The sequence below is a fragment of the Sphingobium yanoikuyae genome, from assembly GCF_034424525.1.
Classification (GTDB): Bacteria; Pseudomonadota; Alphaproteobacteria; order Sphingomonadales; family Sphingomonadaceae; genus Sphingobium; species Sphingobium yanoikuyae.
The window spans coordinates 4,819,893-4,843,956 of the sequence record NZ_CP139979.1 but is presented as its reverse complement, the minus strand read 5'-3'; the positions used below and the strand labels follow the sequence as shown (position 1 = coordinate 4,843,956).

The 24,064-nt window shown below is 65.6% G+C and carries 26 protein-coding genes; 15 read left to right on the top strand and 11 right to left on the bottom strand.

The genetic code is table 11. From position 1 onward, the window contains the following. Nucleotides 1-8 precede the first annotated feature (8 nt). Nucleotides 9-2,606: an EAL domain-containing protein gene (locus U0025_RS22550; protein ID WP_004209884.1), complete on the bottom strand. Its 2,598-nt coding sequence runs from the start codon at nt 2,604-2,606 to the stop codon at nt 9-11. 90 nt (nt 2,607-2,696) lie between these two features. Beyond that, nucleotides 2,697-3,809 (bottom strand): DNA polymerase III subunit beta, encoded by a 1,113-nt coding sequence (dnaN, locus tag U0025_RS22545; RefSeq protein ID WP_004209883.1) that lies wholly within the window; start codon nt 3,807-3,809, stop codon nt 2,697-2,699. Nucleotides 3,810-3,980: 171 nt separating this feature from the next. Between dnaN and U0025_RS22540 the strand changes: the two genes are divergently transcribed. The 3 genes from U0025_RS22540 (at nt 3,981) to U0025_RS22530 (ending at nt 6,298) form a co-directional block, all read left to right on the top strand. Beyond that, nucleotides 3,981-4,484, top strand: coding sequence for a hypothetical protein (locus U0025_RS22540; protein WP_004209882.1), 504 nt, complete (start codon nt 3,981-3,983; stop codon nt 4,482-4,484). 48 nt (nt 4,485-4,532) lie between these two features. After that, on the top strand, nt 4,533-5,792 hold the full coding sequence (rlmN, locus tag U0025_RS22535) for a 23S rRNA (adenine(2503)-C(2))-methyltransferase RlmN (protein WP_004209881.1): 1,260 nt from the start codon (nt 4,533-4,535) through the stop codon (nt 5,790-5,792). An 83-nt stretch (nt 5,793-5,875) separates the two neighbouring features. Then, nucleotides 5,876-6,298 (top strand): hypothetical protein, encoded by a 423-nt coding sequence (locus U0025_RS22530; RefSeq protein WP_004209880.1) that lies wholly within the window; start codon nt 5,876-5,878, stop codon nt 6,296-6,298. Nucleotides 6,299-6,350: 52 nt separating this feature from the next. On the opposite strand, the gene U0025_RS22525 is transcribed toward U0025_RS22530, so the two are convergent. Beyond that, complete coding sequence (locus U0025_RS22525; RefSeq protein WP_004209879.1) at nt 6,351-6,860, bottom strand: outer membrane protein; 510 nt, start codon at nt 6,858-6,860, stop codon at nt 6,351-6,353. A 326-nt stretch (nt 6,861-7,186) separates the two neighbouring features. After that, nucleotides 7,187-7,747, bottom strand: a complete 561-nt coding sequence (locus U0025_RS22520; protein ID WP_004209877.1) for an outer membrane protein — start codon at nt 7,745-7,747, stop codon at nt 7,187-7,189. Between the two features lie 290 nt (nt 7,748-8,037). On the opposite strand from U0025_RS22520, the gene U0025_RS22515 reads away from it, so the two are divergent. The 7 genes from U0025_RS22515 (at nt 8,038) to U0025_RS22485 (ending at nt 12,882) form a co-directional block, all read left to right on the top strand. Then, on the top strand, nt 8,038-8,727 hold the full coding sequence (locus U0025_RS22515) for a cytochrome b/b6 domain-containing protein (RefSeq protein WP_217653168.1): 690 nt from the start codon (nt 8,038-8,040) through the stop codon (nt 8,725-8,727). Beyond that, nucleotides 8,724-9,470, top strand: a complete 747-nt coding sequence (locus U0025_RS22510; RefSeq protein ID WP_004209874.1) for a molybdopterin-binding protein — start codon at nt 8,724-8,726, stop codon at nt 9,468-9,470. Before U0025_RS22515 ends, U0025_RS22510 begins: the two co-directional genes overlap by 4 nt. A gap of 32 nt (nt 9,471-9,502) precedes the next feature. After that, nucleotides 9,503-10,744 (top strand): SAM-dependent methyltransferase, encoded by a 1,242-nt coding sequence (locus U0025_RS22505; protein WP_004209872.1) that lies wholly within the window; start codon nt 9,503-9,505, stop codon nt 10,742-10,744. Nucleotides 10,745-10,907: 163 nt separating this feature from the next. After that, the gene (locus U0025_RS22500; RefSeq protein ID WP_004209871.1) at nt 10,908-11,216 is read left to right on the top strand and encodes a hypothetical protein; all 309 of its coding nucleotides are present in this window, start codon (nt 10,908-10,910) and stop codon (nt 11,214-11,216) included. Between the two features lie 73 nt (nt 11,217-11,289). Beyond that, nucleotides 11,290-11,712, top strand: a complete 423-nt coding sequence (locus U0025_RS22495; RefSeq protein ID WP_004209870.1) for a DUF350 domain-containing protein — start codon at nt 11,290-11,292, stop codon at nt 11,710-11,712. Nucleotides 11,713-11,716: 4 nt separating this feature from the next. Next, the gene (locus U0025_RS22490; RefSeq protein WP_004209868.1) at nt 11,717-12,547 is read left to right on the top strand and encodes a S1 family peptidase; all 831 of its coding nucleotides are present in this window, start codon (nt 11,717-11,719) and stop codon (nt 12,545-12,547) included. Between the two features lie 56 nt (nt 12,548-12,603). Beyond that, the gene (locus tag U0025_RS22485; RefSeq protein ID WP_004209867.1) at nt 12,604-12,882 is read left to right on the top strand and encodes a DUF3297 family protein; all 279 of its coding nucleotides are present in this window, start codon (nt 12,604-12,606) and stop codon (nt 12,880-12,882) included. Between the two features lie 38 nt (nt 12,883-12,920). Here U0025_RS22485 and U0025_RS22480 read toward each other — a convergent pair whose 3' ends face one another. The 4 genes from U0025_RS22480 to U0025_RS22465 form a co-directional block, all read right to left on the bottom strand. Next, nucleotides 12,921-13,676 carry a CHAP domain-containing protein gene (locus tag U0025_RS22480; protein WP_004209866.1) on the bottom strand — a complete coding sequence of 252 codons (756 nt, stop codon included), beginning with the start codon at nt 13,674-13,676 and terminating at the stop codon, nt 12,921-12,923. 80 nt (nt 13,677-13,756) lie between these two features. Further along, a complete protein-coding gene (locus U0025_RS22475; protein WP_004209865.1) occupies nt 13,757-14,290 on the bottom strand; it encodes a CHAP domain-containing protein in 534 nt (177 codons plus the stop codon). A gap of 107 nt (nt 14,291-14,397) precedes the next feature. After that, nucleotides 14,398-15,471, bottom strand: a complete 1,074-nt coding sequence (gene recF / locus U0025_RS22470; RefSeq protein ID WP_004209863.1) for a DNA replication/repair protein RecF — start codon at nt 15,469-15,471, stop codon at nt 14,398-14,400. A gap of 40 nt (nt 15,472-15,511) precedes the next feature. Next, entirely contained in the window at nt 15,512-16,018 is a 507-nt protein-coding gene (locus U0025_RS22465; RefSeq protein WP_004209862.1) for a hypothetical protein, read from the bottom strand. 101 nt (nt 16,019-16,119) lie between these two features. Between U0025_RS22465 and U0025_RS22460 the strand changes: the two genes are divergently transcribed. After that, nucleotides 16,120-16,512: a VOC family protein gene (locus U0025_RS22460; RefSeq protein ID WP_004209861.1), complete on the top strand. Its 393-nt coding sequence runs from the start codon at nt 16,120-16,122 to the stop codon at nt 16,510-16,512. Between the two features lie 21 nt (nt 16,513-16,533). Continuing rightward, entirely contained in the window at nt 16,534-17,067 is a 534-nt protein-coding gene (locus U0025_RS22455) for a peroxiredoxin (protein WP_004209859.1), read from the top strand. Between the two features lie 24 nt (nt 17,068-17,091). Here U0025_RS22455 and U0025_RS22450 read toward each other — a convergent pair whose 3' ends face one another. Both U0025_RS22450 and U0025_RS22445 read right to left on the bottom strand, forming a co-directional pair. Next, nucleotides 17,092-18,003: a dienelactone hydrolase family protein gene (locus U0025_RS22450; protein WP_004209858.1), complete on the bottom strand. Its 912-nt coding sequence runs from the start codon at nt 18,001-18,003 to the stop codon at nt 17,092-17,094. A 239-nt stretch (nt 18,004-18,242) separates the two neighbouring features. Further along, a complete protein-coding gene (locus U0025_RS22445; RefSeq protein ID WP_169331139.1) occupies nt 18,243-18,416 on the bottom strand; it encodes a hypothetical protein in 174 nt (57 codons plus the stop codon). Between the two features lie 152 nt (nt 18,417-18,568). Here U0025_RS22445 and U0025_RS22440 point away from each other — a divergent pair, with 152 nt between their 5' ends. Both U0025_RS22440 and guaA read left to right on the top strand, forming a co-directional pair. After that, complete coding sequence (locus U0025_RS22440) at nt 18,569-19,804, top strand: TCR/Tet family MFS transporter (protein WP_004209855.1); 1,236 nt, start codon at nt 18,569-18,571, stop codon at nt 19,802-19,804. A gap of 182 nt (nt 19,805-19,986) precedes the next feature. Next, entirely contained in the window at nt 19,987-21,558 is a 1,572-nt protein-coding gene (gene guaA / locus U0025_RS22435; protein WP_004209854.1) for a glutamine-hydrolyzing GMP synthase, read from the top strand. Between the two features lie 104 nt (nt 21,559-21,662). Here the strand turns inward: guaA and U0025_RS22430 are convergent, their stop codons facing one another. Further along, nucleotides 21,663-22,499: a LysR family transcriptional regulator gene (locus U0025_RS22430; RefSeq protein ID WP_004209853.1), complete on the bottom strand. Its 837-nt coding sequence runs from the start codon at nt 22,497-22,499 to the stop codon at nt 21,663-21,665. A 102-nt stretch (nt 22,500-22,601) separates the two neighbouring features. Here U0025_RS22430 and U0025_RS22425 point away from each other — a divergent pair, with 102 nt between their 5' ends. Beyond that, nucleotides 22,602-24,062, top strand: coding sequence for an amidohydrolase family protein (locus tag U0025_RS22425; RefSeq protein ID WP_004209851.1), 1,461 nt, complete (start codon nt 22,602-22,604; stop codon nt 24,060-24,062). Nucleotides 24,063-24,064: the final 2 nt, after the last annotated feature.

The window sequence follows — 24,064 nt, the reverse complement described above, 5'->3', positions numbered from 1 at the left end:
CTGTATCGCTATCCGGCCAGTGCGCGCGCCTGCGGGCGAAGCAGGGCCAGATCGATCGGGGCGGCAAATTCCACCCCCATGCGGTCCTCGCGTGACCAGCGGGTGGTCGCGTCGACGCTCTGCCCCTCCGACAGGTCGATCGCAAACTGCGTACCTTCCGGCACATTCCACAGCCCCTCGATCATCGCCCCGGTGGCGGAGATGTTGCGGATGCGGCCATTATAGACATGGCCGTCATGATGGACGGCGACCGTGCGCAGCATCGCCTTGCGCTCCGGCCGGCTCGACTGGAAACCTTCCGACCGGGCGGAGACGCCATTGGCGCGCTGTCCTTCCAGCACCTGGGCGGCGGGCATCGGCCGGCCATAGATATAGCCCTGGATATGACTGCATCCCAGTTGCCGGATCAGGTCCAGCTCGTCGCGGGTCTCGGCCCCTTCCGCCGTGGTGTCCATGCCCAGCGCCTCGGCCAGGCTGACGATCGCCTTGATGATCGCGCTGTTGCGGCTGCCCCGGATCGCGGCACCGCGCACGAAGCTCTGGTCGATCTTGATCTTGTCGAACGGCGCCTTCTTCAGATAGCCGAGCGACGAATAGCCGGTGCCGAAATCGTCGAGCGCCAGCCGCACGCCCAGCCCCTTGAGCCGGGTGAACATGGCGTCGGTGCCGTCATTGTCGTTCAGGAACACGCTTTCGGTGATTTCCAGCTCCAGCCGTTCGGGCGCCAGTTGCGCGCTCGCCAGGGCCTGCATCACGGTGGTCGGGAAACCGGGATTGGCGAACTGCATCGCCGAGACATTGACCGCAACGCGGATGCCCGCGTCCCACTGCGCCGCGTCGCGACAGGCGGTGCGCATCACCCATTCGCCGATCGGCGCGATCAGGCCGCTATCCTCCGCAATGGGGACGAACAAGGCGGGCGAGATGGCGCCGCGCACCGGATGATCCCAGCGCAGCAGCGCCTCATAGCCGGTGATGCGCTCGGTCGTCGAACTGACGATCGGCTGATAGACGAGGTGCAGGCCGTCCGCCGTCAGCGCATGGCGCAGATCCTGTTCGAGCTGGCGGCGATCCTCCGCATCGGCATGCATGTCGGCCGAATAGAAGCGATAGACGCCGCGTCCGTCGCCCTTCGCCTTGTAGAGGGCAAGGTCGGCATTGCGGATCAGGGCATCGGCGGTGACGCCATCTTCGGGGCAGAAGGAAATGCCGATCGACACGCCGATCACCACGCCCGTGCCCTCGATCGAATAAGGCTGCGACAGGGCGCTGATGATCGCCTGAGCCAGCAGGCCGAGCCGGTTGCGGTCATGGCGGCCATGCACCAGCACCTTGAACTCGTCGCCGCCCTGGCGCCCGACCAGCCCCTGATTGCCGACCACGCGCTGGAGCCGCTGGCTGACCTGACGCAGCAGCGCGTCGCCGGCCGGATGGCCGAGCGTGTCGTTGACGCTCTTGAACCGGTCGAGGTCGAGCATCATCAGCGCGCATTCGCCCTGCTTGCCGCGGGAACCCAGCACCGCCTGTTCCAGCGCCTGCAGCATCTGCACGCGGTTGGCGAGGCCGGTCAGCGAATCATATTGGGCCAGGCGCGTTACTTCCGCCTGGCTGCGCCGCATTTCGGTCAGGTCGGTGCCCGATCCGCGGAAACCGTGGAACTGGCCATATTCGTTGAACACCGGTTCGCCCGAGATCGACCACCAGCGTTCCTCGCGGGCGATCGCAGCCCGCACCGCAATGTCGGCAAAGCCGGTCCGGGCCGAGAGGTGGAAGCCGAGCGTCCGCTCGCCATCGCCCTGTTGCCGGTCACCCTGCTGGATGATGTCGGTCAGCGACCGGCCGATCAGGCTGCCCGCTTCCACGCCCAGCGGTTCGGCCAGGGTGGCGGAGATATAGGTGATGTGGCCGTGACGATCGGTTTCCCAGAACCAGCCGCGGCCGGACTGTTCATATTCCTCCAGCAGCCGGTCGGAGCGCTGCGCCTTGAGATCCTGCCGATGCTGTTCGATCGCGCGTTCGCGATCCGCCGCCGCCTGCCGCAGGGTGGCGATCGCCATCACCGCCAGGCAACTGGCCAGCAGCCCCAGATGCACCATGCCCGCATGGGCGATGCCGGCCACCAGCAGCGCCCCCATGAAATAGCTGAGCCCAAGCAGGCGCCGGTCGCCGACGATGCAGACCGCCAGCAGCGCGATCGCCATTTCCGGCACTGCGGACGGCATCGCCACGCCATTGCCCTGCGCCAGCCACAGGCTGAAGATCAGTCCCGAACAGAAGAGCGCGGGCAGCATCAGCCAGTTCTGGACATGGGGTCGCAGATTGCGGAACAGCGCCCAGCGCGGCACCAGCATCAGCAGGCCGTCGATCAGCACTACGCCGCACAGCAGGGCGCCATGTTCCGGCCGGGTGAAGGAAAGCATGCCGAGCAGCGCCGCAACGCACAGCTTGGCCAGCAGCATCAGTGGCCACAGGGCGGCGACATGGGTGAAGCTGCGCGACAGCCAGTTGGCGGCGACTTCCGTGCCGCTTTCGGCCAGACCCAGCGAAACCAGCAGGCTCGCGGTCCTGGCCGGCGCATCAGTATCTGTTTTGCGGACAATAGCCATGCCGATCGTCTAATCGACAAAGCTTGAGAAGCGATTACCCGCCGGGTCCGGGAGATTCCCTGATATTCAGCGATCTCCCGGCAAGACCCGTCAGACGCGCATCGGCATCAGCACATAGAGCGCCGGGCTGCGATCATTTTCGCGGATCAGCGTCGGTGCGGCCGCATCGGCCAGGTGCAGTTCGACGATGTCGGTGTCGATCTGGCCAAGGATGTCGAGCAGATAACGGGCGTTGAAGCCGATATCGAAGCCTTCGCCCTGGAACGCGCCGGGCACTTCTTCGGCCGCCGTGCCATTTTCCGGGCTGGTGACCGACAGGGTGATCTTGTCCTTGTCGAGGCTCATCTTGACCGCGCGGGTCTTTTCGGTGGCGATGGTCGCAACGCGGTCCACGCCTTCCTCGAAGCTACGCGGGTCGATCTTGAGCAGCTTGTCGTTCGCGGTCGGAATGACGCGGCTATAATCGGGGAAGGTGCCGTCGATCAGCTTGCTGGTCAGGATCGCGCTGCCCAGGCCAAAGCGGATCTTGCTGGCCGACAGGCTGACCTGCACCGAACCCTCGACCTCGTCGAGCAGCTTGCGCAGTTCGGCGATGCACTTGCGGGGGATGATGATGCCCGGCATGCCGTCGGCGCCGTCGGGACGCGGCACGGTGACGCGGGCCAGACGATGGCCGTCGGTCGCGGCGGCCTTGAGCACCGGCGATCCTTCGTCCGAGACGTGGAAATAGATGCCGTTCAGATAATAGCGCGTCTCTTCGGTCGAGATGGCGAAGCGCGTCTTGTCGATGATCTGCTTGAGCGTTTCGGCCGGCAGTTCGAAGCTGGTCGGCAGGTCGCCCTCGGCAATGACCGGGAAGTCGTCGCGCGGCAGGGTCGACAGGTTGAAGCGGGCGCGTCCGGCCTGGATCAGCATCTTGCCGTCGGCCGCCTGCAGCGACACCTGGCTGCCTTCGGGCAGCTTGCGGGCGATGTCGAACAGCGTGTGGGCGGAAATGGTGGTGGCGCCGGCCTGTTCGACCTGGGCCGACACGCTTTCCACGACCTGCAGGTCGAGATCGGTCGCCATCAGCTTGATCGCGCCATCCGCCGATGCCTCGATCAGCACGTTGGACAGGATCGGAATCGTGTTGCGCCGCTCGACCACCGACTGGACGTGGCTGAGGCTCTTGAGGAGCGTTGCGCGTTCGATGGTGGCCTTCATGTCCCTGTTCTGTCCGTTCTTTTTGCGTCGATGGCGAGGATTCGGTCGAATCCCGGCGGCAATGATGGATGGTCCTTCATAACCGCTATGTCGGCGGCGGCAAGCACCTCGACGCGCTTTCGAAACGAAGCCGGGCTTGCAAATGGCGATGGCTTGCGCTTTGCCCGGACCATGCGCCGCCTGCCCGCCCTGCTGATCCCGCTCGTCATCCTCGCCAGTCCGGCCATGGCGCGCGATTCGCTCGGCATTTTCGAAAGCTGGGGCGCGTTTCGCGATCCCGGCGCCGGCCAGAACGGCCCGCGCTGCTACGCCATCGCCATGCCGGTGCCGCGCCGCGCGGGCGATGCGCCCAAGGGTTTTGCCGCCGTCGGCACCTGGCCGCGCCAGCATGTCCGGGGCCAGATCCATTTCCGCCTCAGCCGGCCCCGCGCCGCCAATGCGCGGGTCTCGCTCAGCGTCGGCGACCGCCGTTTCGCGCTGGTTGCGGGCCAAGCCGACGCGTGGGCCGCCAATCCGCAGGACGATGCCGCGATCATCGCTGCGATGCGCTCCGCCAGCAGCATGAGCGTCCAATCGACATCGGCCAAGGGCGGCGCCTTTGCCGACAGCTATGCGCTGCGCGGCGCTGCCACGGCGATCGACGCGGCAGCGCTGGGCTGCGCCCGTTTACGCTGATTGCAACGCCACTTTAAAAATCCGGCAAAATCGACTATGTGCGCGGCCATGCATTCCGCCGCCAATCCCATCATGCCGATTCCCGGCCTTATCGACCCTGTGCCCGTGCCCCGCGCGGTGACGCCCCGTGAGGACGGGCGCGTCGACATGCTGGGCCTGACCCGCGCCCAGATGAAGGGCGTGCTGGAAGAAGCCGGGCTCGACCAGAAGGCCGCCAAGCTGCGTTCCAAGCAGCTGTTCCATTGGCTCTATCATCGCGGCGAGACCGATTTCGAGAAGATGACCGACCTGGCCAAGCCGATGCGGCTGTGGATGGCGGAACGCTTCATCGTCGGCCGGCCGCAGGTGGTGGAAGCGCAGGTGTCGAACGACGGCACCCGCAAATGGCTGCTCCGTTCGGACGATGGCCAGGATTATGAGATGGTCTTCATCCCCGATGCGGACCGCGGCACCCTGTGCGTGTCGAGCCAGGTCGGCTGCACGCTCAATTGCAGCTTCTGCCACACCGGCACGATGCGACTGGTCCGCAACCTGACGCCGGGCGAGATTGTCGGCCAGGTCATGCTGGCGCGCGATGCGCTGGGCGAATGGCCCAAGGGCAGCATGGCCAGCGCCAATGACGACGAGACGGACGAGGATTCGCAATATACGGCGGACGGCCGCATGCTCACCAACATCGTGATGATGGGCATGGGCGAACCGCTCTATAATTTCGATCATGTCCGCGACGCGCTCAAGCTGGTGATGGACGGCGATGGCCTGGCCCTGTCGAAGCGGCGCATCACCCTGTCGACCAGCGGCGTCGTGCCGATGATGGCGCGCGCGGCGGAAGAGATTGGCGTGAACCTGGCGGTCTCGCTCCATGCCGTGACCAAGGAAGTGCGCGACGAGCTGGTGCCGCTCAACCGCAAATATGGCATCGAGGAACTGCTCCAGGCCTGTGCCGATTATCCCAAGGCGAACAATGCCCGGCGCATCACGTTCGAATATGTGATGATCAAGGACAAGAATGACAGCGATGCCGACGCGCATGAACTGGTCCGCCTGATCCGCAAGTACAAGCTGCCGGCCAAGGTCAACCTGATCCCGTTCAACCCCTGGCCGGGCACCGACTATGAATGTTCGAGTCCCGAACGAATCCGCGCGTTCAGCACGATCGTGTTCGAGGGCGGCATCTCCGCGCCGGTGCGCACGCCGCGCGGCCGCGACATCATGGCCGCCTGTGGCCAGCTAAAGTCGGCGAGCGAGAAGAAGAGCAAGGCGGAACTCAAGCGCCTGGCCGAAGAGAAGCAAGCCGCACTCGGATAATCCGGGGACGACTGGCTGCGCGCATGCCGCGCGACGACAAGCCCCGCCCATATCGGCGGGGCTTTTCTTTTGGGGGAATGAGGATGACCGACGACGAGATCGATATGCTGGGACGCGGCTTTTGCGCCTGCACTTTGCCCAAGGCGCACTGGACCCACGGCGCCCATTTCGCGACCGCGCTGTGGCTGATCCTGCGCCGGCCCGATATTGACGCCGAAATTGACATGCCCGGCATGATCCGCCGCTACAATGAAAGCGTCGGCGGGGTGAACAGCGACACGAGCGGCTATCATGAGACCATTACCCAGGCCTCGCTGCACATGGCCCGGCAGTTGCTGGCCGGCCTGCCCGCCGATGTGACGCCGGCCGCAGCCTATGCCGCGCTGATGGCGTCGCCGCTGGGCGACAAGGACTGGCCCTTCGCCTACTGGACGCGCGAGACGCTGATGAGCCCGGCCGCGCGCCGGGCCTGGCTCGCGCCCGATCGGACGCCGCTGCCGACATAAAAAAAGGGCGGCCCGAACGGACCGCCCTTCCCCATATTCCGATCGAGAGGGATCAGAAACGGAAGCCGATGCCGACGACGCCAGCGTCACGGCCACCGAAATTATCTTCATACTCGGTGCGCTGATATTCGGCCGAGATGTAGGTGTTCGGGGTCACCGAATATTCCAGGCCACCGCCGTAACGCACGCCTTCCAGCGAGGTGTGGGCGCCAGCGGCTTCGATGCGGCTCGAAGCGTAGCCGACCTTGCCGAACGCCAGGATCTGCGGGGTCACGACATAGCCGAGACGGACCGAAGCGGCGAGGTCGCGGCTGGCGTCGAAGCCCTGGCCGTCGACGGTCGAGTCACCGAACGACACTTCCGGACCGAAGGTCACGCGGTTGGCAACGGCGAGGTCGTAGCCGGCGGTCACGCCGTAGCTGAAACCGTCTTCGCCCTGCGCCTTGTCAAAGCCCATGGTGACGCCAGCGCGCGGACCGGTGAACGGCGCAGCATCCTGAGCGAAAGCGGGGGCCGAAACAGCGGCGGCAGCAGCAATCGCTGCGAAAATCACAGTCTTCATAAAGTCCTCGATATTTATTATGACGCTACGACTTAATTGTTCATCTAGCGTTCAGGTTTAATGCTAGGAAAATATGAAATAGAGTCACACTTCCTCCTGCTTATTCTTCTCCGACACTTCGGAAAGGAACTGCCCCCTCTGCATCATGAGAGCGCAGTGGCCATCTAGGATCGCCAAACTCACTTGCAAAGGGGCAAGGCCTTTATTTCAATCAATTTCAGGGCTTGTGTTGCAAAAGTGTGACAACGCGCCTGCAGCACGACCGGCCGCAAAAAGGGGACGGCCCGACCGCCGCCCCCTTCGCGAAAGCCCCGGTTTCCGGGCGATCAGAAGCGCAGGCCGATGCCCGTCACCAACTGGTGGCGCGACACGCCTGCCTCATAATCGGAATAGCGATATTCGCCCTTGAGGAAGAGCTTTTCGGCGATCCGATATTCCAGACCCGCGCCCAGCCGCAGCCCGTCGCCATTGTCGCCGCCGCGGATCAGGCCGCCTTCGCCGTCACTGGCTTCATATTCCATCCGGGCATTGCTGTAGCCCGCCTTCACATAGGCGAGCGCCTTGCTGCCGAGCGGCACGCCGATCCGCCCGCCGACATAAAGATCGCGATGGGTTTCGCTCTTGCCGCCGGCGACATGCAGGCGGGTGGTGGAATCGGAAATTTCGCCCTCGATGCCGAGGATCAGGCCGCCCCGGGCAAAATCATAACCGGCATTGAGGCCATAGAGCAGACCGTCGGCCGATTTGACGCCCTTGGCATCGACCACATCATAGCCGGTGATGATTTCGGCATGGGCACCCGTGAAAGGGGCATAATCCTGCGCAAAGGCAGGCGCCGAAACAAAACATAGCACAGCCGAAGCGATAAAAAACGTGATACTCTTCATATTACCCATCCAATATCTGCGTCGAAGCGCCGAAAATCGTGACAGGCGACCTTGTTTATACTCCCGTTTCGTGGAGGAATTTTATCAATTCAAATTTCTGTACGAAAATTCTTTGAAGTCGACTTCATCAGTCCCTTGCAGGGCCAGCCGTTGATCGCAATCGCACGGCGCGCACCATGGCCATTCGACCAACGACAGGCCTGGACATGCGAACGACCGCGATGCGGCTGGATATTTCGACAAAAGACAATAGGGTCATGGCCATGGAGCCGCCTTACGCCCCAGGGGACATGGTCCGCCGCCACCGCCTGATGACCCGGCTGTGGCACTGGCTGAATGCGCTGCTGCTCTATATCCTCTTCACCTCTGGCCTTGGCATCTTCAACGCCCATCCCCGCCTCTATTGGGGGCACTATGGCGCCAATTTCGACCATGCCTGGCTGGAGCTGGACCGGTTCCCCGGCTGGATCACCCTGCCCGCCCTCTATAATCTGGCGCTGTCCCGCCATTGGCACCTGACCGCCGCGCCGATCTTCGCCTTCGCGCTGCTTTTCTACATGATCTGGAGTCTGGCCGGCGGCCATATCGCCCGCGACCTGGCCTTTCGCCGGGGCGAACTGGCGCCGCGCCATGTCTGGCAGGACATAAGGGACCATGCCCGGCTGCGCTTCCCCACCGGCGCCGCGGCGCTGCGCTACAATGTGCTGCAGAAGGCGAGCTATATCGCGGTCATCTTCATCGCCCTGCCGCTGCTGATCCTGACCGGCCTTACCATGTCGCCCGGCATGAACGCCGCCTGGCCCTGGCTGGTCGACCTGTTCGGCGGACGCCAGTCGGCGCGATCGATCCATTTCCTGGCCGCTTTCGCGCTGGTCGCCTTCTTCCTGGTCCATATGCTGATGGTGCTGCTGGCCGGCCCCGTGAACGAGATAGGATCGATGATCACCGGCCGATATCGCCTCCCTAAGGACCGGCCATGATCCTGACCCGCCGCACCCTACTGCTGGGCGCGACCGCGACGCTGGCGGGATGCGACCGGATCGCGCGCCAGCCGCTGGCCCGCGACATCCTCTTTTCCGCCGACAATTTTCATCAATGGGCGCAGCGCACAATCATGGCGCGCGACGCACTGGCGCAGGAATTCCGACCGGAGCAGATTTCGCCTTTATTCCGCGCGAACGGCACCGCCAACCCCAACACCCCGGCCTACAAGGCGCTGTGGCGCAGCGGCTTTGCCGACTGGCGGCTGCGCGTCGACGGACTGGTCGCCCGCCCCCTGTCGCTTTCGCTGTCGCAATTGCACGCCCTGCCCCATCGCGAGCAGATCACCCGCCATGACTGTGTCGAGGGGTGGAGCGCGATCGGCAAGTGGCGCGGCGTGCCGTTGAAGCTGCTGCTCGACGGCGCGGGGCTGCGCGATCGCGCGCGCTATATCGTGTTCCACTGCGCCGACGACATGGGCGGCGGCACCGCTTATTATGAGAGCATCGACCTGATCGATGCCTTCCATCCCCAGACCATCCTGGCCTTCGCGCTCAACGACCGGCCGCTCAGCGTCGCCAATGGCGCGCCGCTGCGGCTGCGGGTGGAGCGGCAACTGGGTTATAAACAGGCCAAATATCTGATGCGGATCGAGGCGGTCGAGAGCCTATTGTCCATCGGTCGGGGCAAGGGCGGTTTTTGGGAAGACCGCGCCAATTATGATTGGTATGCAGGTATTTGACGGCCGCGTAACGAGAAGGACCAGCCTGCTCCATGAAGATTTTCGACCGCGTTCTGAGACGTCTTGTCACCAAGGGTCAGTTGACCGTTTTCTATGCCGATGGCCGTAGCGTTACCGTCGGTTCGCCCGATCCCGACCTGCCCCCGCTGGCGCTGCGCTTCCTCGACAAGCGCGTGCCCCTCGACATCGTCAAGGATCCGCGCCTGGGCATGGCCGAGGCCTATATCGATGGCCGGGTGGCGATCGAAGGCGGCGGCATCATGGAGTTCGTGTCCATGATCCGCCAGAACAACGCCTGGGAAAATGGCAAGTCGATCGACGCCAAGGGGCCGGTGCAGCGCGCGCTGAAGACGGTGCGCCGCAAGCTGTGGAAGGCCAATCATCGCAGCCGGTCCAAGGCCAATGTCGCCCATCATTATGACCTGTCGGGCGCGCTCTACGCCCTCTTCCTCGACCGTGACCGGCAATATAGCTGCGCCTATTTCCCCGATGCGGAGAATGAGGCGGGGATCAGCCTGGAACAGGCGCAGGAAGACAAGAAGGCGCATATCGCCGCCAAGCTCTACCTGAAGCCGGGCATGAAGGTGCTGGACATTGGCTGCGGCTGGGGCGGCATGGCGCTGTATCTGCACAAGCATTTCGGTGTCGACGTCACCGGCATCACCCTGTCGGAAGAGCAGTTGAAGGTCGCGCGCCAGCGGGCGATCGACGCCGGCGTGGCCGACCATGTGCGGTTCGAGCTGATCGACTATCGCGACATTGAAGGGCCGTTCGACCGGATCGTGTCGGTCGGCATGTTCGAACATGTCGGCACCGCCGACTATCGCGTCTTCTACAACAAGTGCCGCGACCTGCTGACACCCGACGGCGTGATGCTGATCCACACCATCGGCCGGGTCGATGGCCCCGGCATCACCGATACCTTCACCACCAAATATATCTTCCCCGGCGGCTATATCCCCGCTTTGTCGGAAATGGTGGCAGGCAGCGAAGGCACGCGGCTGATGATCACCGACGTGGAGGTGCTGCGCATCCATTATGGCCTCACCATCCGCGACTGGTACAAGCGGACCATGGCGCACAAGGCGGATATCGTCGCCCTCTATGACGAGCGCTTCTTCCGCCTGTGGACCTTCTATCTGGCGGGCGCAGCGACCGTGTTCGAACATGGGTCGATGGTCAATTTCCAGGTCCAATATGTGCGCGACCGCCGCGCCTTGCCGATCACCCGCGACTATATGATCGAGGCAGAGACGGCGCTGCGCGGACGCTGAAACACCGCCGCGCACCGATGATGCGAGGCAGAATTGCGACCGCCCGGGCGGGCTGAACAAAGCCTGTCAGCCCCGTTCCCGGACGGTTCAGTGACCGGCCCCCATTCTCCTCCCTACGTCCCCGCGCTGCCCCGGCAGCCGGGCCGGACAGAGGAGAAGCAAGATGAAATTCCTGTGGAAAAGCGCCGCGATGCTGGGCCTGGCCATGGCCGGCATCGCCGCCACGAGCGCGCCTGCCCAGGCGCAGCATTATCGCAGCGACGGCTGGCGCGGCGATCGCGATGGCCGCTGGGATGGCCGGCGCCATTGGGACAATCGCCGCTGGGACGACCGCCGTCGCTGGCGCGGCGACCGGCGCTATTATGACGGACGACGCGGCTATCATCGCTCCGCCTATCGCCAGCGCTGCTGGGACGAATGGCGTTATAATGCCTATCGCGACCGTCGGGTCCGGGTCCGCATCTGCCGCTGATCCCGCCTGACCAAATCCATATCGCGGCCCGCCCCGATTGAACCCGAGGGCGGGTTGCGGCATTTCTGTGCCCATGAGCGATCCTACACCCGTCATCCAGAGCCTGTTGTCGGGCCTGCCGATCCTGCTTCTCCACCTCGCCTGCGCCACCCTGGTCTGGGCGGCCGCCATGGCGGTCTATATGTGGATAACCCCGCACGACGAGTTCAAGCTGATCCGCGCCGGCAATGAGGCGGCCGCCATTTCGCTCGGCGGCGCATCCGTCGGCCTCGCCGTGCCGCTGGCCTTCTGCCTCGCCGGATCGGTGAATGTCTGGGATGTCGTCATCTGGGGCAGCGTCACGCTGGTGCTGCAACTGATCGCCTTTCGCCTGGTCGACCTGTTGCTGGGATCGCTGTCGGGCCGGATCGAGGCGAATGAGCGTTCCGCCGCGATCTTCCTGGCGATGATGAAGGCCGCGGTCGCCTGCCTGACGGCTGCGGCCGTGGCAGGCTGACGCGATGGGGCGTGGGGGCTGTGGCTGCCTGCCCTGGCTGCTGGGCCTGATCCTGCTGCTCGCCTGGCTGGGCGAGATGCAGGCACCGTCCTTGCAGGTCGAACAATATGATCCCCGCTCGCCCCGCCGCCCGCTGCCGCGCGGGGGCGAGGAACAATATATTATCGAGGATCGGCCCGGCGGCCCGGCCGACGCCATGGGCACGGCCTTTGCCGTCGATCGCAGCGGCGTGTGGATGACCGCCGAACATGTCACCCATGGCTGTTCGCGCGTCGGGCTGGAACAGCGCGGCCGCGCGCTGGAGGTGCCGCGCGTCATCGAAAGCCGGGAATCGGATGCCGCGATCATCCCGCGCGGCCCGCGCAGCCCCGCCGCCCTGCCGCTGCGCAGCGGCGCACCCTCGCCCGGCTCCACCGGCTATCATATGGGCTTCCCCGCCGGTGAACCGACATTGGTCCTGTCCGAACTGATCGGCCGGGCCGAAGCGCGGCGCGGCAGCAGCGGCATCGACCAGCCGGTGCTGGTCTGGGCCGAGCGTGGCCGCCTGCCCGAGGGCGACGGCACCCTGTCGGGGATCAGCGGCGGGCCGGTCTTCTCCACCGATGGCCGGGTGGTCGGCATCAACAGCGCATCGACCGACCGGCGCGGCCGCATCCTGACCGTGGCGCCGGACGCGATGATGCGCCTGACCGCCGCCAGCCGTGCCGTTGGCGACCAGCCGGTGGCCTATCCCTTTGCCGGGCTGACCGACGCGCAGGAACGTTTCGCCAACTGGCTGGACGATGGCGTCATCCGCCGCATCTTCTGCGATGTCGATGACGGGCGCGGCGGTTGACGCCTGCGGGCAGGAAAGAGTAGGCGCTGCGCAGCATTTTCAGGGAAATTGAGATCATGAGCGACACGCCCCCCGACCATCTGTCCACCAACCCGCGCAGCCCCCATTTCGACATGGAGGTGCTGCAACGCGGCATCGGCATCCGTTTCAAGGGCCGCGAGCGCAAGGATGTGGAAGAATATTCGATTTCCGAGGGCTGGATTCGCGTCGCCGCCGGCAAGACCCGCGACCGTCATGGCAACCCGCTGACCATCAAGCTGTCGGGTGAAGTCGAGGCCTGGTTCGAAAACCCGGCCGAAGGCGCCGAGGGCGACAAGGCCGCCGACGCCGAATAAGCAGATAAGGCCGGTCCCCGCTCGATCGCGGGGGCCGGTCAGTTCATCAGGGATTCGCGCTTCACGTCGGCGATGACGTCGCCCAGCGAGCGATCCGACGGGCTGTTGTCCGCATATTCGATGATGAACGGGTCCGCCTCGATACGGGGCGCCGCCTTGCGCCGGGGCGCAGCAGGCTTGGGCGAAACCGCCGCCACCATCGCATGCGTCTGGACCGACGCCATCCGTGTCGCCGCCCTGGGCAGCGGCGCAGCCTCCGCACCGTCCTCACCATCGCCTGTGCCGGCCCCAGCGCTGGCATAGCGAAGGCTGCTGCCCAGCGCCGGATCCGGCGTGAAGGGATGCAGTTTCGCCTTGGCCGGATAGATGAAGCCGAAGGTCGGGTTGATGCGGGCGCCCATCTGCCCGGTCGGGCTGTGCCAGACGCGCACCTGGCTCCAGTCGCCCGCGTCCGACACGTCGATCGCCAGCACATCCTCCTCGATCGCACCAGGCGACGACCAGTTGGCGTGGCGGATCAGCACGCGGCGATCATCCAATATCCGGCTGACCACGGCGACATGGCCCAGGGTCATCGGCCCGACGGGCCGGAAGGCGAGCACCGCGCCCTTTTTTGGGATGCTGCCGCGCTTGTAATGATCCTGCGCCTGGTCCCACCAGGTCAGCGCATCACCATAGATTTCCACGCCCGACACGATGCGCGCATAAGGAACGCACTGCAGCGCCGTGGCGCCCAGCACGGGCGCCGCCGTCAGGCCGGACAGCAAAGCCATCCAGCGGACATATCGAAACATTTAATGCGACCTCTAAGCGTCGAGTATCGCCCCACCGCGATCGACCCTAGAGCCCCATCCGTAAGGATTGGGTTAACGGCTCAGAAAGCACCCTTGGCGCTGTCGGTGCCGGCGGTGGCGCGATCGGCCAGGGCGATCTGGACCGGCTGATCGATTTCCGGCTTGTCGGCATAGATGAAGCCGTTGGTCGGGTTCGAACGCAGACCGACGTCGCCGATCGGGCCATACCATACGCGCACGTCGGTCCAGTCATTGTTGGGCGACACGTCGATGGCGCGGACATTGCGCTCGACACCGCCACGATAGGACCAATTGGCGTGGGTCAGCAGCACTTCGCGATCATTGACGATCTTGCTGACCATGGCGACATGGCCGACCGGCATGGCGCGGCTGGACGCGAAGGAGAGGACGGCGCCGACGCGGGGCTCATGGCCACGGTCGTAGCGACCGGCGGCCTGGTTCCACCAGGTGTTGGCATTGCCGAAAATCTCGATGCCGGAGACTTCGCGGGCGAAGGGGGCGCATTGCAGGACACCGGCGGTGGCGGGAACGGCAGAGAAGGCACCGAGCGCAAGCATGGCGGCTGCGAACAGCGCGCGAAAACCACCGATCATTCCTTGCGACCCCCGACTTGTAGGTAGGTATAATCCCCGATGACCTCCTTAGGGCAGACGCCGTTCGTCTTGAAAACCACCGAGCGATGAGTCGTTGCTGCGATGCGTCATGCTGCGGAACGAAAAACATGCCCGGCCGTTACATGGAGCCGGGTTGCACCGTTCAACTCGTTGAAAAGACTATCTTCCGTGCCGGTCATCCAGACCTGGCCGCCGGTTTCACGCAATCGGTCGAACAGCGCAGCTCGTCGCGACGGGTCGAGATGCGCCGCCACTTCGTCGAGCAGAAGCACCGGCGGCTGGCCGCGATCAGCCGACACCAGAGCCGCATGCGCCAGCAGGATCGAGAGCAGCAGCGCCTTCTGCTCGCCGGTCGAACAGAGCGCCGCCGCCTGATTCTTGGCGATGTGGATGACATCCAGATCATGACGATGCGGCCCCGACAGGGTGCGGCCGGCCGCGGCATCGCGTCGCCGCTCGCGGGCAAGCCGCTGGCCGAACGGTTCGTCGCTGGCACCATCCTCCCGCGCGATTCGGATGAGGGGCCGGGCGAAGGGCTCGTCGGGCTGATCGACCAATTGCCGGTTGAGGCGCGCGACCAGATCGGCGCGGGCAGCGGCGAGCGCCGTGCCATGCTCGTCCATCTGCGCCTCCAGCGCGCCGATCCATGCCGGGTCCGCCCGGCGCAGATCGGTCAGCAGCCGGTTGCGCGCGCGCATCGCCGCTTCATAGCGGGCGCTGTGCGCGGCATGGCCGGGATGGAGCGCCAGGGTGAGGCGATCGAGGAAGCGGCGGCGACCGCCAGGACTGTCGAGGAACAGCCGGTCCATCGCCGGCGTCAACCAGACGATCGAGAGATGATCGGCCAGCGCATTGGCGGACGAGGCGACACCGCCGATCCGCACCTGCCGCCGGTCGGGCGCATCCGCGCTGACGCCGGTGCCCAGCACCACGCCATCCACCTCCGCCGCGATGCCGAAGCTGCCGCCGCCATCCTGCCGCGTCATCGCCCGCAGTGCCGCGCCGCGCAGCCCCCGGCCGGGCGCCAGCATCGATACCGCTTCCAATATGTTGGTCTTGCCCGCGCCATTATCGCCGGTCAGCAGGACGAACGGCTGGTCGGGCACGATCAGCGCGTCCGCATGGTTGCGGAAATCACTCAGGGTGAGGCGGCCGATCATCGCGCCGCTGTAGCGAGGACTGCGCGCCGGGGGAAGCGGTTCAGGCGGCCGGGGTGCAGCGCTTGCGCACGATCGCCGTGCCGTCATTGGTGATGGTAAGCTGCTGCCCATCGGTCGAGGGACGCAGCATCAATGTCCGGGTCCAGCTTTCGCCCTCCCCCGTGAAATTGGCAACGACCGCCAGCCGCCCCTCCCCCTCGCGCGTGACACGCTGCACCGTGCCGACGCTCTCGTGGAAGATCAGGCTGGCCGCGGTCAGTTCCAGCGCCTGGGCCGCCGCCCGGTCGCCGCAGCGCTCATTGGTACCGGTCCAGCGCCCCTGCAACGCGATCGGGATCGCGTTGGCGTGGATCGCGTCGCCCTTGGCCACCGGCAGGTCGGGCGCAGGCTCGACCGGGGTGATGGCGTTGGCGCCGGGCGGGACATCGCGCGTGCTGGGCAAGGCCTGGTCCAGGATGTTGGTGACCATGCCGGACTGATTCTGTTCCTTGCTGCCGCAACCGGCGAGCAGCAGCAGCGGAAGGGCGAGGAGGAAATGGTTACGCATGCGATGCCAACCCGGCAGGGCGGCATCGGGTTCCCCCAACCCCCGCGTGACCGGCCATCGCAGCCATGCTATCACCACAGAGACAATCGAGGAGGGATGCCATGCCGGTCCTGGGAATGGGCGGACTTTTCTTTCGCGCGCGTGATCCGCAGGCGCTGTCCGCCTGGTATCGCACCCATCTTGGCGTCGGCGGCGGATGCAGCGCCGATCCCGACATTCCGGCGGTCAACGAATATGTCTGGCAGACGCTAGGCGGGCCGATGGTCTTTTCGCCGTTCAAGCAGGACAGCGACTATTTCGCCGCCGACAAGAGCTTCATGATCAATCTGCGCGTGTCCGATCTCGACGGGCTGCTGGCGGACTTGCGCGCGGCGGACGTTGAGGCCATCACCAAGCCCGAATGGGATCATCCCGATGTCGGGCGCTTTGCCCGCATCCATGATCCCGAGGGCAATGCCATCGAATTGTGGGAACCGCCCACCCCCGCCGCCTGACCGACCCATGGGAGCTAGATTATGAAGAGCGCGAAGATCATCCTGGCCCTGGCGGCCGCAGCCCTGGGCACGCAGGGCAGCATGGCGGCACTGGCGGTCGGCGCCAAGGCGCCGGAATTCACCACCCGCGGCGCGCTGGCCGGCAAGACCTTCACCGTCACCCTGTCGCATCAGTTGAAGCGCGGGCCGGTGGTCCTCTATTTCTTCCCCAAGGCCTTCACGCCGGGCTGTTCCGCCGAGGCCCGCGAGTTCGCGGAGAATATCGACAAGTTCAAGGCGGCGGGCGCCACCGTGATCGGCATGTCGGCCGATCCGGTCGACGATCTGGTCGCCTTCTCCACCAAGGAATGCGCCGGCAAGTTCGCGGTCGCCTCGGCCGGGCCGAACATCGTGTCGGGCTATGATGTCGCGCTCAAGATGCGGCCGGGCATGACCGACCGCACCTCCTATGTGATCGCGCCCAGCGGCCGCATCGCCTTCGTCCATAGCGAGATGAGCTATGCCGGCCATGTGAAGAGCACGCTGGCTGCCGTCGAGGCGATGAAGCAGAAATAAGGCGCAACGGCGAAGGGGTGCCGGTCACCCCTTCACATATTTGTCGAACCAGCCGACCGTTTCGGTCCAGGCGGCCTTCGCCGCTGCTTCATTATAGCTGGGCCGATAATCGGCCATGAAACCATGGTCGGCGCCGGCATGGACCGTGATCGCATCGGGCGGCGACTTGCCCGCCGCCTTGAGCGCGCCGCGCATCGCCTCGACATCGGCCTGGGGTATGCCCTTGTCCAGCTCGCCATATTGGCCGAGCACCGGCGCCTTGAGCTGCCCCACCTCCTCGATCACAGACAGGGTCTGGAGGTCGTTCTTCTGGGTCACGAGCCGGCCATAGAAGGCGACGCCGGCGTCGAGCGCGGCGCTGTGCGCGGCGTAGAGCCAGACCACCCGGCCACCCCAGCAGAAGCCGGTAATGCCGCGCCGCGACGCGTCGCCGCCATGGGCGCCGGCAAAGGCATAAGTGGCATCGATGTCGGACAAGACCTGCGCATCGGGCGCCTTGCTCACGATCTCCGCCACCAATTGCTTGAAGTCGCTGATCTTGGTCGCATCGCCATGGCGGGCGAACAGATCCGGCGCGACGGCATGATAGCCCGCTTTCGCGAAGCGCCGGCACATGTCGCGCACCCATTCATGGACGCCGAAAATCTCATGCACGACGACGATCACCGGCGCCTTCTGCTTGCCCGCCGGCCGGGCGACGAAGCCGGGCATGGCAAAACCGTCGCTGGTCGGGATCGAGACGGCTTCCTCCACCAGCCCATCGGCCGGGGTCTGGATGGTGCTGGCCGCGACCGGCTGGCAGGCGGCGGCGAAACCGGCGGCAAAGGCGCCCCCGGCCAGGATGTGACGCCGGCTGAGCCCGGTCGAGGCGATCCAGTTGCGATCCTCCGCCAGCCGCTCGACGGGGGACGGCACATCATCGCGATCGGTGGTCATCGGCGCTCTCCTGCTGTGGACGGGCGCAGACTAGCCCAAGCTCACCGCCGCGCAAGCCGACAGGACAGTCTCATGACGCCATCGCCGCATCAGGCGTTCCGATCGATCCAATTTTGGGCGAGACACAGGAAATATGGCAGCTTGTCCGCAACTTGTGGCGGACTTGATTTCGATCAGCATGATTTTTCGGAACATCGCTGCGCCGGCCCAAGTTGAGCGCAGGCGGGTTATGATGCCCGTTAGGAGAGTGTGAGATGGCAAACCAGAACCAGAACCAGAATCCCGGTCAGCAGGGCGGTCAGCCCGGCAAGCCCGACCAGCAGAACCAACAGGATGAACAGCGTCGCCAGCAGGGCGGCGGCCAGCAGGAACGCCGCGACAATCAGGATCGCGAGCAGCGCTGATCCCTTCATGCATCCCATAGCATGAGCTGGGGCCGTCCCGCCGGGGCGGCCCTTTTTTTTTTGGGGCGTCAGACATGCTGAAACGGCGCCCCATGCCTGAACATCGCGCCATCGCGCCATCGCGCTTGGCATCGCCATCCCGGCAGGATAGCGCCTGCGCCATGACCGCCCCCGCCCATCCGCGCCGCACCGCCGCCATCGCCTTCATCCTGGTGACGGCGCTGCTCGACGTCATGTCAATGGGCATCGTCATTCCGGTGCTGCCGCAGCTGATCGAGACATTGTCCGGCTCCAGCACCAGCGCGGGCCTGTGGAATGGCCTGTTCGTCGCGCTCTGGGCAGCGATGCAGTTTCTCTGCTCGCCGGTGATCGGCTCGCTGTCCGATCGCTTCGGGCGCCGGCCGGTGATCCTGATCTCGGTCGCGGGGCTGGCGCTCGACTATGTGCTGATGGCGCTGGCGCCCAATCTCTGGTGGCTGGCGCTGGGCCGCATCCTTGCCGGCATCACCTCGTCCAGCTTCACCTCCACCTTCGCCTATATGGCCGACATCACCCCGCCCGAGGGCCGGGCGCGCGGCTATGGCCTGATCGGCGCAGCGTTCAGCGCGGGCTTCGTCGCCGGGCCGCTGCTGGGCGGGGTGCTGGGCGAAATCTCGCACCGCGCGCCCTTCTGGGCGGCGGCGGGTCTGTCCGGCCTCGCCTTCCTTTATGGCCTCATCGTGCTGCCGGAATCGCTCGCCCCGGAAAAGCGCATGGCCTTCAGCTGGCGCCGCGCCAATCCTTTCGGCGCGCTGCAATTGCTGCGCTCGCACCCCGAATTGTCGAGCCTCGCGATCGTCAACTTCCTCCTCTATTTCGCCCATCATCTCTTCTCGGCCGTGTTCGTCCTCTATGCCGGCGACCGCTATGGCTGGGGCGCCTGGCAGGTCGGCACCCTGCTGGCGATGGTCGGCCTGCTCGACATGGCGGTGCAGGGCCTGCTGGTCGGCCCGGTCGTCAAGCGGCTGGGCGATCGCACGACGATGGTCGTGGGCCTCGGCTTCGGCGCGGTCGGCATCGCCGCCATGGGCCTGGCCCCCACCGGCTGGCTGTTCGTCGCCGCCATGTTCCCCAATGCGCTCTGGGGCCTCGCCATGCCGACCATCCAGTCGCTGATGACGCAGCGCGTCTCCGAAAGCGAACAGGGCCAGTTGCAGGGCGCCAACAACAGTGTCGGCGCGATCGCCGGCATTGTCTCCCCGCTATTCTTCGGCGCGGTCTATTCCGCCTCGGTCGGCACCCGCCCGATCCTGCCCTTCATCGGCAGCGCCTTCCTGATCGCGGCGCTGGTGCTCGCCGGCGCCGCCCTGCTCGGCCGCGCAGCGGGACGCAAACAGGATGGCCATGCGCCGGCCTAGAGCATTCTGAAGTCGGCTGGAACAGCCGACGACTCGCAGAATGCGGCAAACAAAAGGAAATCACAGCATCATCCGATTTACCCTAATCGGATGATGCTCTGAACCGGGAAAACTGGACATATCGGGGCGGTGCGACTAACCGGGCGCGAATCCCTTCCCACGCTCGATATAAAGGCGATTCGATGACGCTGCCCCTTCAGGATTCCATCCTTATCGTGGACTTCGGCAGCCAGGTGACTCAGCTCATCGCCCGGCGCGTGCGCGAAGCCGGCGTCTATTCCGAGATCGCCCCCTTCACCCAGGCCCAGGCCGCGTTCGACCGCATGAAGCCCAAGGGCATCATCCTGTCCGGTTCGCCCGCCGGCGTGCCGGAGGAAGGCAGCCCGCGTGCGCCGCAGGCCCTGTTCGACGCCGGCGTGCCGATCCTGGGCATCTGCTACGGCCAGCAGGTGATGAGCCATCAGTTGGGCGGCGAAGTGCGCCCCGGTCACGAGACCGGCGAAGGCGGCGAATTTGGCCGCGCCTTCCTGACCGTGACCGAACCCTGCGCCCTGTTCGACGGACTGTGGGAAGTCGGCGAGCGGCATCAGGTGTGGATGAGCCATGGTGACAAGGTCACGAAATTCGCGCCCGGCTTCAAGATCGTGGCCGTGTCGGACGGCGCGCCCTTCGCGGTGATCGCCGACGAGGAACGGAAATTCTACGGCACGCAGTTCCACCCCGAAGTCGTGCACACGCCCGACGGTGGTAAGCTGATCGCCAATTTCGTCCGCCATGTCTGCGGCCTCGCCGGCGACTGGACCATGGCCGAGTTCCGGCAGGTCAAGATTGCCGAGATTCGCGAACAGGTCGGCAATGGCCGGGTCATTTGCGGTCTGTCGGGCGGCGTCGACAGCGCGGTGGCGGCGGTCCTCATTCATGAAGCGATCGGCGATCAGCTGACCTGCGTGTTCGTTGACCATGGCCTGATGCGCCTGGGCGAAGCCGAGCAGGTCGTCAGCCTGTTCCGCGAACATTATGGCATCAAGCTGGTGCATGTGAACGCCGAGGAACGCTTCCTGGGCGGCCTCGCCGGCCTCACCGATCCGGAAAAGAAGCGCAAGTTCATCGGCGGCGAATTTATCGCCGTGTTCGAGGAAGAAGCCGCCAAGATCGGCGGCGCCGACTTCCTGGCGCAGGGCACCCTCTATCCCGACGTCATCGAATCGGTCAGCTTCACCGGCGGGCCTTCCGTGACGATCAAGTCGCACCATAATGTCGGCGGCCTGCCCGAACGCATGAACATGAAGCTGGTCGAGCCGCTACGTGAATTGTTCAAGGACGAAGTGCGCGTGCTGGGCAAGGAACTGGGCCTGCCCGACATTTTCGTCGGCCGCCATCCCTTCCCTGGGCCGGGCCTTGCCATCCGCATCCCCGGCGAAGTGACCAAGGAACGCTGCGACATATTGCGCAAGGCGGACTTCATCTATCTGGAGGAAATCCGCAACGCCGGCCTCTACGACGCGATCTGGCAGGCCTTTGCCGTGCTGCTGCCGGTCCGCACCGTCGGCGTGATGGGCGACCACCGCACCTATGACAGCGTCTGTGCGGTGCGCGCGGTCACCTCGACCGACGGCATGACCGCCGACATCTACCCCTTCGACGCCGCCTTCCTCAGCCGCGTCGCGACCCGCATCATCAATGAGGTGAAGGGCATTAACCGGGTGGTCTATGACTACACCAGCAAGCCCCCCGGCACGATCGAGTGGGAATAAACCGGATTAAATGACCGTCCGGGGGACGGTCATCCGGTTTATTCGGCACCGCAAGGTGCCGCACCGCTTAGACCCAGTTGCGGCCGCGCAAGCGGCCGCCGCTCTTACCGCGCCGCCAGCACCGCCGCCATCTGCGCGACCAGTTCAGCCGTCGGCCCGGCATCGTCCCAGGCATAGAGCGACACGCGCATTTCGACCTCCGCCCCGAAGGGCGCATAGGGTCGCACCGCCCGCCCGGTCGCCGCGCGCATCGGCACCAGCGACAGGCCCATGCCCGCCTCCACCGCGGTCAGCACGCTGGTGAGGTCGCTGCCGGTGAAGGCGACATGGCAGCGCCGCCTCTCCCGCCCGATCCGGTCGAACATCGCATCGCGATAGAGGCCGCCCGCCGGAAAGGCGACCAGCGGCAGGGGATCGGGCCAGTCGCCCTGCCGGTCCGCGCTTTCATGCCAGCCGATCGGTTCGGCGAAACTCGCGCGACAATCGGCGCTCGGCGTCGGTTCCTTGACAGCGATGATGTCAAACTCGCCCGCGCGGTATCGGCGCGTGAGATCGCGGCTGAGCCCGGTAGTAACGTCCAGCCGCACCGCCCGATATTGCTCGGAAAAGCGGGCGAACACCCGCATCATGTCGCGACTGGCGATGTCGTCGGGCAGGCCGATGCGGATCGACGCGCTGCCGGCCGGATCGGCGAGCAGGCTTTCCGCCTCCTGCTGCAGCGACAGGATGCGCCTTGCATGGCCCAGCAGCCGCTCGCCCGCCGCGGTCGGCCGCACCGGCCGTGCCGCCCGATCGACCAGCATATGCCCCACCGCCTGTTCCAGCCGGCCGAGCTGCTGGCTGATGGTCGACTGGGTCATGTGCAGCCGCTGCGCCGCGATGGTGAAGCTGCCGCTGTCGGCGATCGCGACAAAGGCACGGAGCAGGCGCGGATCGAGCATGGCATTCCATTTGGATCATGAATGATTGCCATTCATATATGTTGTTTGTCGATGATGCAGCCCCTGCCTATCCTGCGCGCCGCACAAGAACCGGGGATTTTCATGAAGACGCTTCTCGCCGCGCTGCTGGCCGCCACTGCCCTGTTGCCCCTGCCCGCCGCGGCAAAGACCGCGCCGGCCCGCGCCGACCTGCTGATCCGCCATGCGACGCTGGTCGATGTCGAGCATGGCCGGCTGGTCCCCGACCAGGCGGTCGCGACCAGGGGCGACCGGATCGTCGCGGTCGGCAACGACGCCACGATCGCCGCCGCCTGGCGCGCGGGCAAGAATGTCGAGGCCAGGGGCCGCTATCTGATCCCCGGCCTGTGGGACATGCATGTCCATTTCGGCGGCGGACCGGAGCTGATCGAAGAGAATAAGGCGCTGCTGCCGCTCTATATCGCCAACGGCATCACCACCGTGCGCGATGCGTCGGGCGACCTGCCCTATGATGTGCTGCGCTGGCGCGGCGAGATTGCCGACGGGCGGCTGTTTGGCCCGACCCTGCTGAGTTCCGGCCCCAAGATCGAGGGGATCAAGCCGGTGTGGAAGGGCACGCTGGAAACCGGGTCGGAGGCCGATGTCGACCAGGCGATCGCCAAGCTGAAAGAACTGAACGTCAATTTCGTCAAGATCACCGACAGCACCCTTAAGCCCGATCTGTTCCTCTATGCCGTGCGCAAGGCGCGCGGCGCCGGGCTGCGCGCATCGGGGCATATTCCGATGGCGCTGACCGTCGGCCAGGCGATCGAGGCCGGGATCAGCTCGATCGAGCATATCGACTATGCGCACAAGGCGGGCGTGAAGGATGAGGCGCGGATCACCGCCGATTTCGCCGCCGGCAGGATCGACCGGGCACAGGCGAGCGCGCAACTGGACGCCGGCTTTGACGAAGCCACCGCCATGGCCGCCTATCGCGACATGGCGGCGCGCGGCGTGTTCGTGACGCCGACGCTCAGCATCTCGCGCACCGTCGCCTATCTCGACCAGAATGATCACAGCGCCGATCCCGAACTGGCCTATATCGGCCCGCGCCTGCGCAAGACCTATGACTGGCGGATCGAGCGCGCGGCAAAGGCCACGCCCGATCAGATCGCCCAGCGTCACGCCATCTACGAGCATAATGCCGCGATCCTGCCGCTGTTGCAGCAGGCCGGCGTCACCATCATGGCCGGCACCGATGCGGGCTTCCTCAACAGCTTCGACTATCCCGGCTTTGCCCTGCACCAGGAACTGGCGCTCTATGTCGATCGCGGCCTGACCCCGGCCCAGGCGCTGGCCAGCGCCACCCGTGCCGGCCCGGCCTGGTTCGGCCTGCTCGACCGCTATGGCGCGGTGGCGGAAGGCAAGCAGGCGGATATGGTCCTGCTGACCGCCAATCCGCTGGAGGATATCCACGCCACAAAAGCGATCGACGCGGTGATCCTGCGCGGCACGCTGCAGGACCGCGCCCGGCTCGACGCGCTGCTGGCAGAGACGAAGGCGAAGGTCGCCGCCTGGAATGCGGCGGCGACCCGGCCCTGACG

Excerpts from the sequence above, each read along its gene's own strand:
- U0025_RS22495 (WP_004209870.1), top strand. The coding sequence starts at position 11,290 with ATGAGCGATCCTACACCCGTCATCCAGAGCCTGTTGTCGGGCCTGCCG.
- U0025_RS22480 (WP_004209866.1), bottom strand. The coding sequence starts at position 13,676 with ATGTTTCGATATGTCCGCTGGATGGCTTTGCTGTCCGGCCTGACGGCG.
- recF (WP_004209863.1), bottom strand. The coding sequence starts at position 15,471 with ATGATCGGCCGCCTCACCCTGAGTGATTTCCGCAACCATGCGGACGCG.
- U0025_RS22525 (WP_004209879.1), bottom strand. The coding sequence starts at position 6,860 with ATGAAGACTGTGATTTTCGCAGCGATTGCTGCTGCCGCCGCTGTTTCG.
- U0025_RS22450 (WP_004209858.1), bottom strand. The coding sequence starts at position 18,003 with ATGACCACCGATCGCGATGATGTGCCGTCCCCCGTCGAGCGGCTGGCG.
- U0025_RS22540 (WP_004209882.1), top strand. The coding sequence starts at position 3,981 with ATGCGCCGCCTGCCCGCCCTGCTGATCCCGCTCGTCATCCTCGCCAGT.
- U0025_RS22425 (WP_004209851.1), top strand. The coding sequence starts at position 22,602 with ATGAAGACGCTTCTCGCCGCGCTGCTGGCCGCCACTGCCCTGTTGCCC.
- rlmN (WP_004209881.1), top strand. The coding sequence starts at position 4,533 with ATGCATTCCGCCGCCAATCCCATCATGCCGATTCCCGGCCTTATCGAC.
- U0025_RS22460 (WP_004209861.1), top strand. The coding sequence starts at position 16,120 with ATGCCGGTCCTGGGAATGGGCGGACTTTTCTTTCGCGCGCGTGATCCG.
- U0025_RS22455 (WP_004209859.1), top strand. The coding sequence starts at position 16,534 with ATGAAGAGCGCGAAGATCATCCTGGCCCTGGCGGCCGCAGCCCTGGGC.
- U0025_RS22500 (WP_004209871.1), top strand. The coding sequence starts at position 10,908 with ATGAAATTCCTGTGGAAAAGCGCCGCGATGCTGGGCCTGGCCATGGCC.
- U0025_RS22485 (WP_004209867.1), top strand. The coding sequence starts at position 12,604 with ATGAGCGACACGCCCCCCGACCATCTGTCCACCAACCCGCGCAGCCCC.
- U0025_RS22430 (WP_004209853.1), bottom strand. The coding sequence starts at position 22,499 with ATGCTCGATCCGCGCCTGCTCCGTGCCTTTGTCGCGATCGCCGACAGC.
- U0025_RS22515 (WP_217653168.1), top strand. The coding sequence starts at position 8,038 with ATGGTCCGCCGCCACCGCCTGATGACCCGGCTGTGGCACTGGCTGAAT.
- U0025_RS22445 (WP_169331139.1), bottom strand. The coding sequence starts at position 18,416 with ATGAAGGGATCAGCGCTGCTCGCGATCCTGATTGTCGCGGCGTTCCTG.
- U0025_RS22490 (WP_004209868.1), top strand. The coding sequence starts at position 11,717 with ATGGGGCGTGGGGGCTGTGGCTGCCTGCCCTGGCTGCTGGGCCTGATC.
- guaA (WP_004209854.1), top strand. The coding sequence starts at position 19,987 with ATGACGCTGCCCCTTCAGGATTCCATCCTTATCGTGGACTTCGGCAGC.
- U0025_RS22510 (WP_004209874.1), top strand. The coding sequence starts at position 8,724 with ATGATCCTGACCCGCCGCACCCTACTGCTGGGCGCGACCGCGACGCTG.
- U0025_RS22520 (WP_004209877.1), bottom strand. The coding sequence starts at position 7,747 with ATGAAGAGTATCACGTTTTTTATCGCTTCGGCTGTGCTATGTTTTGTT.
- U0025_RS22530 (WP_004209880.1), top strand. The coding sequence starts at position 5,876 with ATGACCGACGACGAGATCGATATGCTGGGACGCGGCTTTTGCGCCTGC.
- U0025_RS22465 (WP_004209862.1), bottom strand. The coding sequence starts at position 16,018 with ATGCGTAACCATTTCCTCCTCGCCCTTCCGCTGCTGCTGCTCGCCGGT.
- dnaN (WP_004209883.1), bottom strand. The coding sequence starts at position 3,809 with ATGAAGGCCACCATCGAACGCGCAACGCTCCTCAAGAGCCTCAGCCAC.
- U0025_RS22440 (WP_004209855.1), top strand. The coding sequence starts at position 18,569 with ATGACCGCCCCCGCCCATCCGCGCCGCACCGCCGCCATCGCCTTCATC.
- U0025_RS22550 (WP_004209884.1), bottom strand. The coding sequence starts at position 2,606 with ATGGCTATTGTCCGCAAAACAGATACTGATGCGCCGGCCAGGACCGCG.
- U0025_RS22505 (WP_004209872.1), top strand. The coding sequence starts at position 9,503 with ATGAAGATTTTCGACCGCGTTCTGAGACGTCTTGTCACCAAGGGTCAG.
- U0025_RS22475 (WP_004209865.1), bottom strand. The coding sequence starts at position 14,290 with ATGATCGGTGGTTTTCGCGCGCTGTTCGCAGCCGCCATGCTTGCGCTC.